The organism is Marinobacter zhejiangensis (genome assembly GCF_900114775.1).
In the GTDB taxonomy this organism is placed as follows: domain Bacteria; phylum Pseudomonadota; class Gammaproteobacteria; order Pseudomonadales; family Oleiphilaceae; genus Marinobacter; species Marinobacter zhejiangensis.
Genome location: NZ_FOUE01000002.1, coordinates 565461 through 581802, shown reverse-complemented (window position 1 = coordinate 581802; position 16342 = coordinate 565461). Strand labels below are relative to the sequence as shown.

General features: G+C 57.3%; 12 protein-coding genes and 3 tRNA genes. 6 read left to right on the top strand and 9 right to left on the bottom strand.

Annotated features, from left to right (window positions below; genetic code table 11):
- Window positions 1–6 precede the first annotated feature (6 nt).
- Window positions 7–2931 carry an insulinase family protein gene (locus BMZ67_RS08010; RefSeq protein ID WP_092021443.1) on the bottom strand — a complete coding sequence of 975 codons (2925 nt, stop codon included), beginning with the start codon at window positions 2929–2931 and terminating at the stop codon, window positions 7–9.
- Window positions 2932–3087: 156 nt separating this feature from the next.
- On the opposite strand from BMZ67_RS08010, the gene BMZ67_RS08005 reads away from it, so the two are divergent.
- The 3 genes from BMZ67_RS08005 (at window position 3088) to BMZ67_RS07995 (ending at window position 6266) form a co-directional block, all read left to right on the top strand.
- Window positions 3088–3570: a hypothetical protein gene (locus BMZ67_RS08005; RefSeq protein WP_092021441.1), complete on the top strand. Its 483-nt coding sequence runs from the start codon at window positions 3088–3090 to the stop codon at window positions 3568–3570.
- 113 nt (window positions 3571–3683) lie between these two features.
- Complete coding sequence (locus BMZ67_RS08000) at window positions 3684–5081, top strand: PEGA domain-containing protein (RefSeq protein ID WP_092021439.1); 1398 nt, start codon at window positions 3684–3686, stop codon at window positions 5079–5081.
- Between the two features lie 102 nt (window positions 5082–5183).
- On the top strand, window positions 5184–6266 hold the full coding sequence (locus tag BMZ67_RS07995; RefSeq protein ID WP_092021437.1) for a response regulator: 1083 nt from the start codon (window positions 5184–5186) through the stop codon (window positions 6264–6266).
- A gap of 11 nt (window positions 6267–6277) precedes the next feature.
- On the opposite strand, the gene BMZ67_RS07990 is transcribed toward BMZ67_RS07995, so the two are convergent.
- Window positions 6278–6862, bottom strand: a complete 585-nt coding sequence (locus BMZ67_RS07990) for a nucleotidyltransferase family protein (RefSeq protein ID WP_092021435.1) — start codon at window positions 6860–6862, stop codon at window positions 6278–6280.
- A gap of 153 nt (window positions 6863–7015) precedes the next feature.
- Here BMZ67_RS07990 and BMZ67_RS07985 point away from each other — a divergent pair, with 153 nt between their 5' ends.
- Window positions 7016–7867, top strand: coding sequence for a 6-pyruvoyl trahydropterin synthase family protein (locus tag BMZ67_RS07985; RefSeq protein WP_092021434.1), 852 nt, complete (start codon window positions 7016–7018; stop codon window positions 7865–7867).
- 228 nt (window positions 7868–8095) lie between these two features.
- Here the strand turns inward: BMZ67_RS07985 and BMZ67_RS07980 are convergent.
- The 3 genes from BMZ67_RS07980 to gltX form a co-directional block, all read right to left on the bottom strand.
- Window positions 8096–8171: transfer RNA gene (locus tag BMZ67_RS07980), tRNA-Glu, on the bottom strand.
- 7 nt (window positions 8172–8178) lie between these two features.
- Window positions 8179–8254, bottom strand: a tRNA-Ala gene (locus tag BMZ67_RS07975).
- Between the two features lie 175 nt (window positions 8255–8429).
- Window positions 8430–9905, bottom strand: coding sequence for a glutamate--tRNA ligase (gene gltX / locus BMZ67_RS07970; RefSeq protein ID WP_092021432.1), 1476 nt, complete (start codon window positions 9903–9905; stop codon window positions 8430–8432).
- Window positions 9906–10087: 182 nt separating this feature from the next.
- Here gltX and BMZ67_RS07965 point away from each other — a divergent pair, with 182 nt between their 5' ends.
- On the top strand, window positions 10088–11065 hold the full coding sequence (locus tag BMZ67_RS07965) for a zinc ABC transporter substrate-binding protein (protein WP_092021430.1): 978 nt from the start codon (window positions 10088–10090) through the stop codon (window positions 11063–11065).
- On the opposite strand, the gene BMZ67_RS07960 is transcribed toward BMZ67_RS07965, so the two are convergent.
- The 4 genes from BMZ67_RS07960 to BMZ67_RS07945 form a co-directional block, all read right to left on the bottom strand.
- Window positions 11042–11956, bottom strand: a complete 915-nt coding sequence (locus tag BMZ67_RS07960; protein WP_092021428.1) for an AEC family transporter — start codon at window positions 11954–11956, stop codon at window positions 11042–11044. The two genes, BMZ67_RS07965 and BMZ67_RS07960, sit on opposite strands and share 24 nt — an antisense overlap.
- 109 nt (window positions 11957–12065) lie before the next feature.
- The gene (locus tag BMZ67_RS07955) at window positions 12066–12827 is read right to left on the bottom strand and encodes a nucleotidyltransferase domain-containing protein (RefSeq protein ID WP_092021426.1); all 762 of its coding nucleotides are present in this window, start codon (window positions 12825–12827) and stop codon (window positions 12066–12068) included.
- A 15-nt stretch (window positions 12828–12842) separates the two neighbouring features.
- The gene (locus BMZ67_RS07950) at window positions 12843–13997 is read right to left on the bottom strand and encodes a slipin family protein (RefSeq protein WP_092021424.1); all 1155 of its coding nucleotides are present in this window, start codon (window positions 13995–13997) and stop codon (window positions 12843–12845) included.
- 352 nt (window positions 13998–14349) lie between these two features.
- Window positions 14350–14420 (bottom strand) — tRNA-OTHER (locus BMZ67_RS07945).
- Window positions 14421–14681: 261 nt separating this feature from the next.
- On the opposite strand from BMZ67_RS07945, the gene rtcR reads away from it, so the two are divergent.
- Window positions 14682–16283: an RNA repair transcriptional activator RtcR gene (gene rtcR / locus BMZ67_RS07940; protein ID WP_092021422.1), complete on the top strand. Its 1602-nt coding sequence runs from the start codon at window positions 14682–14684 to the stop codon at window positions 16281–16283.
- Window positions 16284–16342: the final 59 nt, after the last annotated feature.

Genomic DNA, 16342 nt, shown 5'->3' with positions numbered 1-16342 from the left:
CACCTCTCAAAGCTCTTCGGTTTCCAGCCCCAGAGACTCTACCTGCGCGCGGTTTTCATGGTTGGTTACAACCGCCACACTGGCGGCTCCAGGCACCAGCCAGGTAGCCGCCACTCGCTTCAGGTCATCGAGAGTCACCGACAAGACCCGCTCCCGGAACCGGGCCTGCTGCTCAGGGGTTCGTCCGAACAGACGGTTGTGGAACGCATTACGGGCCTCGCCCGCTGGTGACCGAGGCTTATCGAGCTGACCGATCACGCCCAGAATCGACTCTTCCAGCTCCTGAGGGTTGTGCTCCGTCTCCTGCAGCCACGCCAGGGCATGATCAAAATCTTCCAGGGTCTCTGCCAGCCGCGGATCACGGTAAGAGAAGAAGCGGAAGGTTCCGTTAATACTGTCCTGGCCTGCCCCGCCACCGTACGCCCCGCCTTTCTCCCGAATGGAACGGTGCAGATAACCGTTACGGAGGAATCCCCCCAGAACCGTTAGCGCAGCGGCATCCGGATGATCAACCGCGACCGTTGGATAGGCCTTGGCACAGAAGTTGACCTGGGTTGAGGTCAGCCACGCCTGCCGGGTCTGGTAGCTCACCGGTTCGAGCGTCCAGCGCTTACCCTGCTCCATCGCCGGCACAACCCAGCGTTCACGCAAACTATCCACCATGGGTTCGAGCTGGTCTTCCTCGCCAACCAGCAGATACTGGAAAGGCTGACCTTGAATACGCTGGTGCAGATCGGCCAGCCGCTGACATAGCTTGTTCAGCGCCTGCTGGTCATTGAGGGTGTCGTCCAGGGCTTTGATGCCACGAATGGCTTCCAGACCACCCAGGCGGTACGACAGCCAGGCACCCGCACTTAATCCCTGGGAAGCCGCCCCCATGGCAAGCGCATGACCGCTCCCGGTCACCGCCTGCTCGCGACGGGCACGAATCTGGGCAATCAGCTCCCGAATCCGGCCAACCTCATCAAAACGAGCACCGTCGAAAACATCCCGCAACAATTGCCCCAGGGACTCACGGTTACGTGCCAGCGCCTTGCCGTTGAAGATCAGGTAACCATTCAGGTCCTGAACATCATCGATCCGGCCACGGGCCGAGGTGAACGCGGAAATCCCACCCGACTCGGCGGATATCCGGTCTTGCATCTGCAGATAATCAAGCTCCCCGCAGCCAACTTCGGTGACGCAGGTGGTGTACAACGGCAGCAACAACAGCTCGTCTTCACTGAGCTCTGGCAAGGGTACAACCGCCTGCTGGTAAACCAGACCATTGGTACCCTGGGCATAAAGGGTAGCCGGAAACCCGTCCGCAAGGCGCGCTTCTGGCTCCGGTGTCTGGAGCGGCACATCCTCAAGGCTCACCTTGGGCAGGATTGAGTCATCATCCTTTCGTTGCTGGCGGGCTTCCAGCGCCGCCGCCTGCTCAACAATCCTCTGAACCTCATCGTCGCTCAACGCCGCCTTCTTTTCTGCCAGTGCGTTGGCGATTGCATCCTGGCGACGTTTTTCCAGGTGAGCGTCGGGACGCAACGTCAAGGTAACCCGGTGCGGGTTGTCCAGCAGTTTCCGGCGAACCAGATTAGGCACGTATTGGGGATCCTTGATTTTCTCACGGAGGTCGGCCAGAACCGGCTCCAGGTCCAGCAGGGCCACCGGGTCGCCACCGTGCACCATCGGCGAGATTGCGCTCATGATCAACTGCAAACCATAAGGGAACTGGTCGCCGGCAATCTCCCGCTGATGCAGCTCAAGCTGATGCAGGATTGCTTCCAGGCGCTCTTCACTGACACCTTCTTCGGCAACCTTGTTCAATGTTTCGTTAACCAGTGCCTCCAGGTCGCCGTCACGTCCAGGTTCGCTGCCCTCCACTCCGCAAACAAACGTCATCTCCCGATTGGAATCCTCCAGGCCGCACAGTGACGACGGTGAATGCCCAATGCTGGAGGTTTCCAGTGCCCTCATCATTGGCGAGGCGCTGTTTTCCAGCAGGACGTTGGCCAGCAGGTGGCTTTCCAGGTTCTCCTGGAGATCGAAACTGTGACCAAGCAACCACCCCATAACGATATGGGTCTTGTTCTCTGTTGGCTCGCCCTCGCTGACGGCGTAGCCATGCTCAACATTCAGCGGCGTGAACATCCGCTTCTCATCCCGAACCGGGAGCTCCACCTTCTGGTGCTCAAACCGGCTCAGCACCTGCGTTTCGAAACGGTCGTGATGTTCGTGGGCAGGAATGTTGCCGTAGGTGGCAAAAATCGCATTGCTGGGATGGTAATGGTGACGGTAGAACTTCAGCAGGTCGTCGTAGGACAAATCAACAATGTGATCCGGCTCGCCACCACTGTTGTAGTGATACGTTGTGGTGGGGAAGAGGTGGCTGGAGAGCTGCTGCCACAACTGCGACGTTGGTGCGCTCATGGCACCTTTCATTTCGTTGTAGACTACGCCTCGATAAACCAGTGGTGTAGCAGGATCATCCTGCTTCTCAAACTCCAGGCGGTGACCTTCCTGGGCAAAGTCCAGCGGATCCAGCGTCGAGAAGAACACCGCATCCAGGTAAACCGACAACAGGTTGTCAAAATCCTTCCGGTTCTTGCTGGCGAAGGGGTAAGCCGTCCAATCGCTGCTGGTAAAGGCGTTCATGAAGGTATTCAGCGATCGCCGGATCATCATGAAAAACGGGTCACGTACCGGGTATTTTTCACTGCCACACAGTGCCGTGTGCTCCAGAATATGGGCAACACCGGTGGAGTCCATCGGAAACGTACGCAAGGCAACGAAGAACACATTTTCATCATTGTCTGCGGCCATGTGCAGGTGACGGGCGCCGGTCTTGCGATGTCGATACTCCTCAACGGTCAGGTTAAGGGTTTCGATCCGGTGACTCCTAAGCTGCTCAAAGGCGGGATGGACCCGGTTTTCACTGCCTGCTGTCATGCAACTGTCCTGTCTTTAATCTATTAAGGCTTGTAGGGTAACACGATGTTTGGATTATCATGCAGATAACGGGCTTGGTACCATGGATCTTAGCTATCATAGCCATAGCGACCGCCAAGCACTGCATTCCCCAGAAGGATAACAATACAATCGCCTATGACCTCTGAAGCCCTGGAATCCACATCAACGCCCCAACCCGCCGCTGACCTGCCAGCCACAGATGTTGCTGCCTACTGGGCCGAGCGTCGCAATTATCTCGAGCGCATTCGCAAAGTACCGGAACTGCGTCGGCGTTATTGGCGGGCCGCGGGGATCTACCTACTCCGACGGTTGCTGTGGTCATTTGGTTTCTTCCCGATTTTCCTGATTTTCTGGCTACCACTGGTGTTTTCCAGTTTCAATCCGGTGGTGATGGTCGGCGATCTGTTGCCCCTGCTTCACGACTTTGTCAATTCAAACCCGGAAATCCAGGCCAATACCCTCAGCACTCTGACCATTGCCTGGCTCTCCGTCGGCTTCTTCTTCCTGGTGTTCGATTTCGTGCTCACGCCATTCCAGTCACCTTATCAATACGAGGCAGACGTCTACATGAGATCCTGGGAGCAGCTTAACCATGACCGACTTCCAGACAAAGTGTGATTTGGCCAGCAATCTCGCGAACTCCAGTCACTTTTCGTTACATAACTTAACGGTAACCCGCTAGTATCAAACCTCAGGAATTTTGCGGATTAAACGCAAGTGAGAGGTTAACGATGGTCGATGTAAGACCACTACTGTTCATCAACGCCCTGGCCATCATGCTGTTGGTCACCGCCGGCTTCGCGTCCATTAGAGACACGCAGCGACTGCCGGCCGTCATTGAGCAATCTGAACAGGTGGCATCAGCCTCTCCAGCACAAACCCCACTCACACCCCCGCCTCAGAGCGAGGTGTTTGTAGCTGACAACACCCCGGCAGAGCCCGCCCCCCAGGCAGCGCCTGAACTCACTGCTGAACCGGTAGCGGAATCGCCCACCGCCCCTGCGCCAACAGAAGAGCCCATGACCGCCGGGATTGAAGCGATCGCTGCGGCCACAGACCCGTCGGCACCAGAGGCACCAGAGCCCCCCGAACAACAGTCGCTCCCGGTGGATACCATCGCTGCGGAGACAGCGGTTGCTGAATCCAGCTCGCGCCCGGCACCGCAAGCCATCCCCATTGCCTCCACCCGGCGCCCAACCAAGGGACAACTTACCCTGCGTTCGAACGTCGTGGACGACCAGGTCACGATCAACGGCCAACCCTATGGCGCCACACGGCTTGACGTAAGCCTGGCCCCGGGCAGTTACAGCATTGAGATCAGCAAGGATGGCTATTCATCCTGGAACCAGACCGTGGCCCTTGAGGCCGGCGAAGAACTCACCCTGGTTGGCCAACTTGAAAGATACACCCGTGTAGATTACCGGGGCGGCACCTGGATTGGCGGGGTCAAAACCGGCGACGGTACTTACAACGAAGCCAATGGAATGCGCTACGAAGGCCATTTCATTGACGGCAAATTCCACGGCAAAGGCAGCGCCTGGTATGCCGACGGCTCCCGCTATGAAGGCGATTGGGTGGAAGGGCGAAAGGAAGGCGAAGGCAGCTATACAGCAGCCGACAATACGCGCTATACCGGCCAGTTCATCAGCGACCAGTTTAATGGCCAGGGCACCCTCACCCGACCCAACGGCGACATTCTGACCGGACAATGGCTAAACGGAAACCTGAACGGACACGGGTCTCTGACCACCGGAAACGGCATGCTCTACGTGGGTGAATTCCGCAATGGCGAATTCCACGGCACAGGCTCCCTGACCTACCCCGATGGCCGCTCTTACGAAGGTGCGTTCTCCAACGGGAAGTTCCACGGCCAGGGCAGTGAAATCTTTGCCAGCGGCAAGAAGTATGAAGGGGAATACGTTGACGGCAGATTCCATGGCAAGGGACTCCTGCTGAACCCCAATGGCAGCTCCATTGAGGCCACCTTCCGCCACGGAGCCCCCTACGGACAGGTGCGCCTGACCACGGCGGCGGGCGAGGTCTTTACCGCCCGGACAACCGAGCCGGGCATCTGCTATCGGGAAAGCAGCTACAGGGCTACCCAATGTCCTGAGCTCGAAGGATGGTGAAAGCGGCTCGCCGCTGAACATGTGCAGGGAAGCAAACTTCCGTAATGGAAAACCGGGTATACCTGCGATTAACACAAAGCTGTAACAGGTAGAGGTTCTATCATGGCGATCAAGAATGCACTTCTGGTTGACGACTCCAAGGTGGCCCGCTTTGCCTTGAGCAAACTGCTGGAAAGCCGGGAAATGGAAGTAAACATGGCCGGTTCCGCGGAAGAGGCCCTGGACTACCTCAACAACAACGATCGCCCTGACGTCATTTTTATGGACCACCTCATGCCCGGCATGAACGGCGTCGAAGCCACCAAGGCCATCAAGGGTAACCCGGATACGGCTGGCATCCCCATCATTATGTGCACGTCGAAAAAGTCACAGACGTTCATGGAGGAAGCCCGCAATTTTGGCGTTTACAACATCCTCACCAAGCCACCTCAGGACGATGGGCTCGCCTCCGTACTGGATCAGCTGGCAAACGATGTCCAGGGCGGCACACTACCGGAAGCCCCCTCCCTGTCCGCCCTTGAAGGCCCCATCAATGATGGCGACGGCGTGCAGCTACCGAACGACAGCGTATTGGACATCGAAGCCAAATCGGCATCGGGATCTGCCGGTACTGCCATTCCGCTGACCAGCGAACTGATTGAACAGATTGCACGCTCTGCGGTTAAAACCCACATCAACAACCGCCTCCACGAATTGCTGAGTTCTTTATTTGACGAGCAGTTCGACCACCTCAAGCGCGCTCTGGATGAGGCAGGGAAGAAACACGATGCCTTGTTGGAACAGCGACTGGATGCCGTCGAAAATCTGGTGGAGCAGCGCACCCTGCACCTTCGAGATGACGTCGCGGCTGAAGTAAACCTGAGCCTCAGCCGGGAACTGGCAGATCTGAAGCGGGACCTGTCCGGCAAAGGCGGCTTCACTGGCGAACACTTGGCCGAACTGAAGGATCACATCACCAGCGTCCAGACCATCGACACCGAGTTCTGGCAAACCCTGCAGTCGGAAGCCATTCAGCAGGCTCATGAAATTTCACGGGAAACGGCGGAAGACATCGCCCAACGCACCATCGACCTGTACGTGTCCCAACAACGGGCGGCTACATCGCGCCTCTACACCGTAGGCCTTGCCGTTAGCCTGAGCGTGTTTACCCTGGGCATCGCCTGGCTTTCAGGGCTGTTTGGCTAATCCCATCCCGTCTATCTGCCGCGTAGCGCCTTCAGGTCCGCCGGTGTGTCCAGGTCCAGTTCAACCCCGGCAATCCGGATACGCCGGGCGTTGACCCTATTCAGAATGGCCCCGGCGCCCTGATCCCCCGTCAGCGAGCTGACCTGAGCCCATAGCGCCCTTGGCAGATAAGCGGGCACACCAGGGCGCCCACCGTAGTCCGCAGCCACCGGCCGACCCGGCTCGGCCCTTGCCGCATCCGCCAGAGCCTGAAGCCCCTCCAGCGCCAGCACAGGCTGATCCGCCACCATGACAAACGCCCCCCGACACCTGGCGGGAAGGGATCGCAGCCCAGCGTTCAGCGACGCGCCCATGCCTTTATGCCAATCCGCGGCAACCACCCAGCGGCTCGGTGACCGGGTCGCCCGGTAGCGGATAACCGGATAACGCGCCCCAGCCACCACCACTACGTCGGAACTCAGGTTTCGGGCCAGCGCGACAGCTTGGTCCAACAGGCACCCCTGCCCCCAACCCAGCAGCTGTTTTGACCGCCCCATCCGTTCGGACGCACCAGCCGCCAGCACAATAACCGGCGTCAAAGCACGAAAATCAGTCACAATGATCGGTGTTCTCCATAGGCATGGGTAAGGAATTACCAGTAACTTGCAGTCCCGGCACACGATGGAGCCCTTCAGGGACTCCCTAGATGCAAGGGATTTTTGCTAGAATCCGCAGGTCAATCAAGCACACCCTCTACCGGACTCACCCTGATGAACCATCTTTTCGTGGATAACCTGACTGTCATCGACTTTGCGTATCTGGATGCAAGTCGCGGCCTGGTGGGCGAAAGCTGGATTGTGGATGTCGTGCTCGGAGGGGAGCTGGATGAACAAGGTATGGTGTTTGATTTCAGCAACGTCAAGCGCACCATCAAACAGGTTATTGACGAGAGAGTGGATCACCGTCTGGTCATCCCCGCTCAATACAGCGGCCTGATCCTGAACGAGGATGAGCCTGACAGCTTCCGCTGGCAACTGACCTGCGGCCGTTACATTGACCATCACTCCCCCCAGGAAGCGATCGTCTGGCTGGATGCTGACAAAGTCGTGCCTTCAGCCGTTGCCGCCCTACTCCAGCAGGAGCTGCACTCTGTGCTGCCGGCGAATGTCATTGATATCGCGATTACCCTGCGCGAAGAAGTGATTGAAGGCCCGTACTATCACTACGTCCATGGCCTGAAAAAACACCTGGGCAACTGCCAACGCATTGCCCACGGCCACCGCTCCCCCATCCGTATCGACCGCAACCACCACCGGGACCACACCCTTGAGCGGGAGTGGGCAGAACGCTGGAAAGATATCTACGTAGGCTCTGAAGAGGACATCACCACTCGCTTCGTGGATGCCGACGGGGTGAGCTACATCCGCTTCGACTACGAGGCCAACCAGGGTGAATTCAGCCTGACCCTGCCCGAAGACCTGGTGTACATGCTCGATACCGACACGACGGTTGAGCTCATCGCTGCCCACATTGCCGACCAGTGTAAGGTGGAGTCCCCCGAAGACAGCATTCGAGTCAAAGCCTACGAAGGCGTTGGCAAGGGCGCTATCGCTATCCGCTGATCCAGCACCCTAATACCCTTCGATTCTCTCCCCTTGCCCCTTCCAGCCCTTCAGAGGGCTCTGGCCGGAACATCGGCCACGGGCACTCTCCTGCCTGCCGCCTGTATTGATTACAGATCACACTACGAACACAACGCCGAATTCCAGCACTTTTCTGAAGGCACAAAAAAACCGCCCGAAGGCGGTTTTTTTGATGGCTTTCCGGTGGACTAAACCGTCAAGCCGTATTGGCGTCCCCTAGGGGGTTCGAACCCCTGTTGCCGCCGTGAAAGGGCGGAGTCCTAGGCCACTAGACGAAGGGGACTAGAAATTGGTGGAGCCAAGCGGGATCGAACCGCTGACCTCAACACTGCCAGTGTTGCGCTCTCCCAGCTGAGCTATGGCCCCTCAACGGATGCGTATATTAAGGATCGACCCCTATGCCGTCAACCCTTTATTTTCATTTTTTTCAAGAAGATGAAATTCGCCTAAAAAGCACCCAAATCAGTCAAAAAGCGATCAAATAAAAGCGCTTTTCAGGCGTTCATACCGACCAACGCATGCTGCAGAGCCTGACCAGCCCTTACAGCGCCGCAAACTCCTTCTCTACTTTCTTGGTTTCCTTCTTGGAAAACCCGCCCAGGGCATTGAGAGCATGACGCAAACGAGCGCGCGTCATGTCCGGGCCAAGCAGCGCCATAGAATCCATAACCGACCAGGAATTCGGAGTACCGGCAATAGCCACAAAGATCGGGAACATGAACTCACCCATCTTAAGGTCCATGGCCTTGGCCAGCTCCTTGATGTCAGCAAAAATGTTTTCCTTGCTCCAGTGGCGCTGAGCTTCAAGCCGCCACAGGGCAAACTGGAGCACCCGCTTGACCTGCCCTTCCTCGAGCTTGTTGTGAGCGAACTGCTCAGGCGTAAGCTCCAGCATGCCAGAAACCATAAATGCCGCCATCGGCGCCACATCACTGAACACATCCGCCCGCCCCTTCACGTGGGGGATCAGGGCGCGCAAAGCGTCCTCGTTGAACCACCAGCCGCGTAGCCGCTCAACAAACTCGTCGTCGGAAATATCTTCCCGCAACCACAAGCCGTTCAGCCAACGCAGTTTCTCCACGTCAAATATCGGCCCGCCCAGGGAAACTCGCTGGATATCGAAGTTCTCAATCATCTCATTGATGGAAAACTTCTCACGCTCATCCGGCATGGACCAGCCCATACGCCCCAGGTAGTTGATCACTGCCTCAGGCAGGAAACCCATACGCTCATAGAAATTGATGCTGGTGGGGTTCTTGCGCTTGGACAGCTTGCTCTTGTCCGGGTTACGCAGCAATGGCAGGTGACACAGCTCAGGCATGTCCCAGCCAAAATACTCGTACAACAGCTTGTGCTTGGGTGCGGAGTTAATCCACTCCTCGCCACGCAATACATGGGTAATGGCCATCTCATGGTCATCAACCACGTTCGCCAGGTGGTAGGTTGGCATGCCATCAGACTTCAGCAGAATCTGGCAGTCTACCTGGGACCAGTCGATTTCGATGGTGCCACGGAGCATGTCATTGATAACGCATGTCCCCTCATCGGGCACTTTCATCCGGATAACATACGGTTCGCCAGCCTCAAGGCGGCGCTGAACTTCCTCTGCCGGCAGCTCCAGATCTCCTTTGATGCCCGGGTTCAGCCCTTGGGCCTTACGCTCTTCACGAATGACATCAAGCTCTTCTGGCGTACGAAAACAGTAGAACGCATGCCCCTTCTCAATCAGATCCATCGCATACTGGCGATAAGAATCCTTACGCTCCGACTGGCGATAAGGGCCGTGAGGACCACCAACATCCGGACCTTCATCCCAATCCAGCCCCAGCCAGCGCAAGGCACGGAGAATGTCCTGCTCGGACTCCGGCGTACTCCGGGTCTGATCGGTATCCTCGATGCGCAGGATGAACTGGCCACCGTGCTGACGGGCAAAACACAGATTGAACAGGGCCACATAGGCTGTTCCAACGTGGGGATCACCGGTGGGCGACGGCGCGATTCGGGTGCGTACGGTCATTTATATATCCTGTCTGACTGCCAATGTTAATGTTAATGGGACCAGTATTTGATGGGACCCGCGTTCGGTCCCGGAAAGCCCCGCATTATACCGGTCAGGACAGGAAAACGTATAAGGGGTTGCTTCCCCAACGCCCCATTTGGTTATATTATAACATTCCAATTCAAAAGCCCTGGATCACCATGCGTTTCACCAAGACCCTTGCCGCCGCCCTTATTTCCAGCGCCGGCGCACTAACCAGCCTACACACCCAGGCCGCCGAGCTTCAGGTGGTCACCTCCCTTAAGCCGCTGGAGCTTCTGGTTAGGGCCATTGCAGACGACAAAACCGAAGTCACCTCACTGGTACCGCCGGGCGCCAGCCCACACACCTATCAGATGCGCCCCTCTCAACGGCGGCTGCTGGAAGAGGCCGACCGGATTTTCTGGGTAGGGCCGGACATGGAGACGTTTCTGGTTCGCCTGCTCGCCGGAGAGGAGTTCAGCGGACGCCAGGTTGCTCTTGCAAAGGCAAGCGAAGACGGCCATCACGACGACCATGACACCGAGAACAGTCACGAGCCCGCCGCCGTATACCATGACGAGCATGACGCACATGAAGAGAGCGGCCACCATGACCATGATCACGGCGACGGCGAAGACCCTCATATCTGGATTGACCCGGAGCTCGCCCTGACCATGGCTCACGACATCCATGATCAACTCGCGCAACTGCCAGGGGTCGATACAAACGTACTGGACGCAAACCTGGCCCGGTTTGAATCGAACCTTCAGGCAACGGAGCTGGACATCCGGGCTCGCCTTGCTGCCGCCCAGGGCATCAGCCTGTTTACCTATCACGATGCATTTCGCAGATTTGCCGAACACTATGGTCTGGAGATTGCCGGCGTTCTGACCCTTAACCCGGAACGATCACCCGGCGCCCGCCACATGGCAGAACTGCAACAGCAACTAAAGGCGAGCCCATCGCCCTGTCTGCTGACAGAACCGCAGTTCAACCGGCAGTGGTGGCACTCGATTACGCAGGGCATCGATATCCGAGTGGCCACCTGGGATCCACTGGCATCCGACATCGACAGCAGCGCCACTGGCTACCTAGAGTTCCAGCAGTCAATGGCCACAGCTGTGCTGAGCTGCCTACCAGAACAAGCCCAACATTAAAGGAATGGAAACCATGGCCAGCAGGGTCTGGCCACTGATGATGCCCGCCATCAAGGGGGCATCTCCGCCTAGCTGACGAGCAAGGATGTAAGCCGATGTGGCGGTGGGCAAGGCAGTCAGCAGGATTCCGACCTGCAATAGCAGCCCATCGATCCCCAGCAGCATTCCCAGTCCGACGGTTATCAGCGGGAATCCGACCAATTTAACCACCGACGACACCAGGAAGGGTGTCGAGGCGCCACGCAGGGCTTTAAGCTGCAATCCTGCTCCAACGGTCATCAGCCCCAGCGGCAAGGCAACATTACTGAGCGGAGCCAGGACACCAGCCAGAAGCGGATGGAAGCCAATCTCAAAGTAGCTCCAGAAAACCCCCAGCACAGAGCCAATGATCAGCGGATTGGTCACAATGGCCTTGAATACCGGCTTGAAGCGAACCGGTTCCTGCCTGGCCACGAGGGAAAACATCAGGATGCATAGAAGATTGATGAGCGGCACCTTTACCGCCACCACAATCGCCATCATCGACAGTCCGTCATCCCCGAGCAGGATGCCGGCTGTCGCCAGCGCCACATAGGAATTGAAGCGCAACGCGCCCTGGAACACCGAAGAATAGACAGGGCCGGGCCATCGCCAAACAAAACGAACAACCACCAGCACAACGGTCATCGCCAACAGCATCCCCACCACCAGGGCAAAAACGTCGCCATAGGCGGATGGCGGTATGCGGGCCTGCCCCAACTTGTACACCAGCATGGGCGGAAACAGAACGTAGTAGGTAAATCGCTCGGCCTGCAGCCAGAAGCCTTCCCCTGGAAAGTTCCAGCGACGGAGCAGGTACCCCATCATGATCAGGGCAAACACGGGCACCAGGGCCTGGACCAAAACCGGCATCGACAACTCCACTGACAGAAGCCCATTAGGCTAGCAGCAAAGCACGACCAAGGGGATACGTAGGTTGCTCTATAATTGATAAACTGGAGAAAATCAGGAAAAAGGGGCCTCAAAGGGCCCCTAACGTTTTGATTAGCAGCGAGTCGAACGGTGCCGCCTCCAGTCTGTCACTGGAGTCAGGAATCCGGCCCTCAAGCTCAGCCAGCGTCTCTGCAATGAACGTATCCAGTACCGGATGGCGTAGCATCCGTGCCTTTTCCTCACTGCCCGCTTTCGCCGTCAGCAGGCTATTGACGGCATGCCACAGTGACTCGTTGTCCACCATTTTCGCCAACAGCGACTCGAATGCTACTGGCGGAATGGTGCTACGCTCTACCACCCATCTGGCACACAACAGAGTGCGCAGGGCGTACAGGTAGCGCTTGGCCGTGACCGTTCCACGCTGAAGCTTGTTGCGCCATTCGTTACCCGCCATCGACAGGTAGTGGTGGCACAGGGCCCTTGGCCGCACCGCCCGCTCCGACAGCCGCCGCATATCGGCCAGAAATTGCTCATTGCACCGGTAGACGACCGGTGAATGCAGCCACTCCAGCAATGTCGGGTTGCTTGACCTCAGCAGCGCCAACGCCTTTGTTACATCCCACCCATTAACGTCCAGCTCATCCACAATGGGCAGTTCTATGACATCACGCTGCTTCTCCACACTCAGGTAACGGCCCAGGCCTCCAGCGTAGATGAAGCGAACATCGTAATCGCTGTCCGGGGAAGCGAACCCCCAGGCCCGACTGCCGGATTCGCAGGCGAAGAGAATCTCAACATCGTGCTCCCACTCAATCCGCTCCAGGGTTTCCAGAATGCGCTTTTCCATCATGTCGACTTCTCCTTGCTACGATGCCCGATCCGGCCGGTCGTCGGTCAGACGGACCAGGTCGTTCATCACCGAATCCAGACCACCGTAAACACTGATGCGATCAATTCGCTCAACCACCCGCTCCAGGGTTTCCAGCTCCTTGAGCCGCATCAGCACAGCGTTTTTCTCCATCATCTTGGCGGTGTTGCTTAAAGAACGGGTGGCCGCTGTCTCCTCACGCCGCTTGATCAGGTTTGCTTCCGCCGCTTTCTGGGCCTGGACCACCTGATTCAAGATTTCCTTCATCTCGCCGGGAAGAATAATATCCTTCACACCGACCCGATCCAGCTCAATGCCATACCCTTTCAGCGTCTCGTAGCTATCGTTGTAAATCACCTCTGACACCAGGTTCTTGTCCGCCAGCAATTCATCCAGAGTGCGGGTACCCACCACCTCTCGCAGCGCCAACTGCAGACGCTTGTAGATGAAATCTGCTGCGTCCTTCAGCCGGGCCGCCACCATCTCAACGTCCACCAGGCGGTACACGGCATTCAGGTTGATGCGCAGGCTGACCCGGTCCCGGGTCAGGATTTCCTGCCCCGCCACGTCCACCATCTGCAACCGCAGGTCATACAACTGAACCTGAAGATCCCGGTTGTACGCCCAGTAGCCATAGCGCCCCGGCGCCAACGTCTGTACCAGCCTTCCGTTCTCGAACAACAGACCTGCCTGACCATCAGGAACCACCGCATGAACGATCCGGGAGGCACGGGCTGTGCGCTCGAATCCGGCCCGCAGGAGGTGCGACAGCAGCGGCTCTGCAATCGGAGCGAGCTTGTCCAGACTGAACACCCTGAGGTCCACATTGGATACGTCCTTCCACGTCACCAGCCGTTCCCCCGGTTCCAGCACACGGTGCAATTCACCTTCCACGTACACCACACCCACCTCGTTTTCCTGCATACGGCGCACCTCGACATGACGGGCGAACTCCGGTTTCTTAAGCAGCAATTCCAGCTGGTCATGAGCCAGGTAAACCTGATTAAGCTTGAGTACCTCAAAGGAGAACCGGCTCCCCGGCTTCAGGAAGCGATAGCGGCCAGGCTGCAACACCCGCTCGAATTGACGATCCCGGAACAGCAAAACCCGCTCGTCGTCTGCAACCAGTACTGTTTTCACAACACCCAACATCTCGATTCTCCTTTAACTACTCATCTATCCATTCATAAGGACCGATGGGGGGAGCCTGGCTCATTCCCGGGCGAACCCGTCTGCCGTCTCCAGCGGGCAACCCAAGCACCATCCAGCTATAACAGGCCCGGATACTCAGGGGTTGGCCGACCGGTCTGGACACGCTGGAAACCGGCTTCGCCAGCTTCCAGCGCTCAGCCCTGCCACCAGGGACGTGGCCAGGCTCTCAGCCCATCAGCGTTGACGTTACTGGCCGACCACCGATGTGGCCGGAATTCACGCCGTTTTGGAGCTTTGCTCCTCTCTCTGTCAATTAGGGGGAGTCGAACCCCAGCCCGAAGGCTTTACCAGGAGGCTTGCACAGGAGTCGAACCTGCGACACACCAGCCTTGGCTGGTTGCTCTACCACTGAGCTAACAAACCAGGTGAATACATCGGCGGTACATCCAGACTTACTAGCCCAATGCCGGTCTGGTGAATGAACCAGAGCCCGAGGCCATCGCTGCATTCCCCCTGGCTTTATCAACCTCTGTGCCAAATCATCTTAAGACCGGGAAAATAAAATTTATCCAGTTGTTTTATAAGAACTTTATTATTTAAAACGGAAACCAATCAAAAATTGCTTTTGAATCAACGAACAACAATAATGATCGTATTAAATCCATATTTATCGAAAAGGATCGTATGAAAACCGTTGTGATCGGGTTACTCGGCTCAGTGATGGACCACAAGGGAAAGGGCATCAAGCGATGGGATACCTGGCGCCCCTCCGTCGGCATCTGCATGCAGGACGACCTGCTGGTAGACCGCTTCGAGATACTCCACGATCACCGCGACAGCCGCCTTGCCAACAACGTGGGCGCGGACATCGAAACGGTATCCCCTAATACCCAAGTGCGACTGTCTGAACTCAACTTCGAAGATGCCTGGGATTTCGAGCACGTCTACAGCACCCTGCTGGACTTTGCCGAGCACTACCCCTTCAAGCCTGAGGAAGAGCGCTATCTACTCCACATCACCACCGGCTCCCATGTCGCCCAGATCTGCTGGTTCCTGCTGTGCGAAGCCAACTACATTCCCGCTGAACTGCTGCAAACATCACCAGCACGAGGCGAACAGAAGGCTGCCGGCCGATACCAACTGATCGACCTGGATCTCTCAAAGTACGATGTGATCAGCTCCCGATTCCGCGGCCAGCACCTGGAAGGCACGGAGTTCCTCAAGTCCGGCATCGCCACCCGCAACCCGGCGTTCAACCAGATGATCCAGCAGATCGAGATGGTGGCCATCCGCTCGTCTGCCCCACTGCTGATCACCGGCCCCACCGGGGCAGGTAAATCGCACCTGGCAAAGCGGATCTATGAACTCAAACACAAACGAGGCCTGGTGCGGGGTGACTTTGTCGCGGTGAACTGCGCCACCCTTCGCGGGGACAGCGCCATGTCCGCCTTGTTTGGCCACACCCGGGGAGCCTTTACGGGCGCACAGCAAGCCCGTAAAGGCCTGCTCTCAAAAGCCAACAACGGACTGCTGTTTCTGGATGAGATTGGCGAACTGGGCCTGGATGAACAGGCCATGCTGCTCCACGCCATTGAAGAAAAACGCTACTACGCCGTAGGCTCCGACACCCCTCAGGAAAGCGACTTCCAACTGATCGCCGGCACCAACCGAGACCTCCACGCACAGGTGGAGCAAGGCAGCTTCCGGGAGGATTTACTGGCTCGTATCAACCTGTGGAGCTACCAACTCCCGGGCCTGAAAGATCGCCGTGAAGACATCGAGCCCAACCTGGACTACGAACTGCGACAGGCAGAAGCCCAGCAAGGCCATAAAGTCAGCTTCAACAAAGCGGCCCGGCAACAGTTCCTCGCGTTCGCCCACCGGCCTGACGCCACCTGGCGCGGCAACTTCCGCGACCTTAATGCAGCGATACAGCGCATGACCACCCTGGCGGATGGCGGACGCATTACTGAAACCAATGTTGACAGCGAGATCGCCCGCCTCAGCCATCAGTGGCAAGCAATGGCAAACCCCGAAGTCCGCCAGACCGCAATTGACCTGACCGAGTACCTGGACAACAGCCAACTGGAGGATATTGACCTGCTCGACCAGTGGCAGCTCCAGAAAATCATCGAAATCTGCCATGAAAGCCGCTCCCTGTCAGAAGCGGGGCGCAAGCTGTTCGACCGATCACGACTCAAAAAACGTTCCACCAACGATTCTCATCGCCTGCGGCAGATGCTCGCCAAGTTCGACCTGACTTTCGAGGACATCACAAATCGTTAACGATCCACAGTGATCTTTTTCGATAATTTTTTATGTAAACAAAAACAAGAAATAAAACA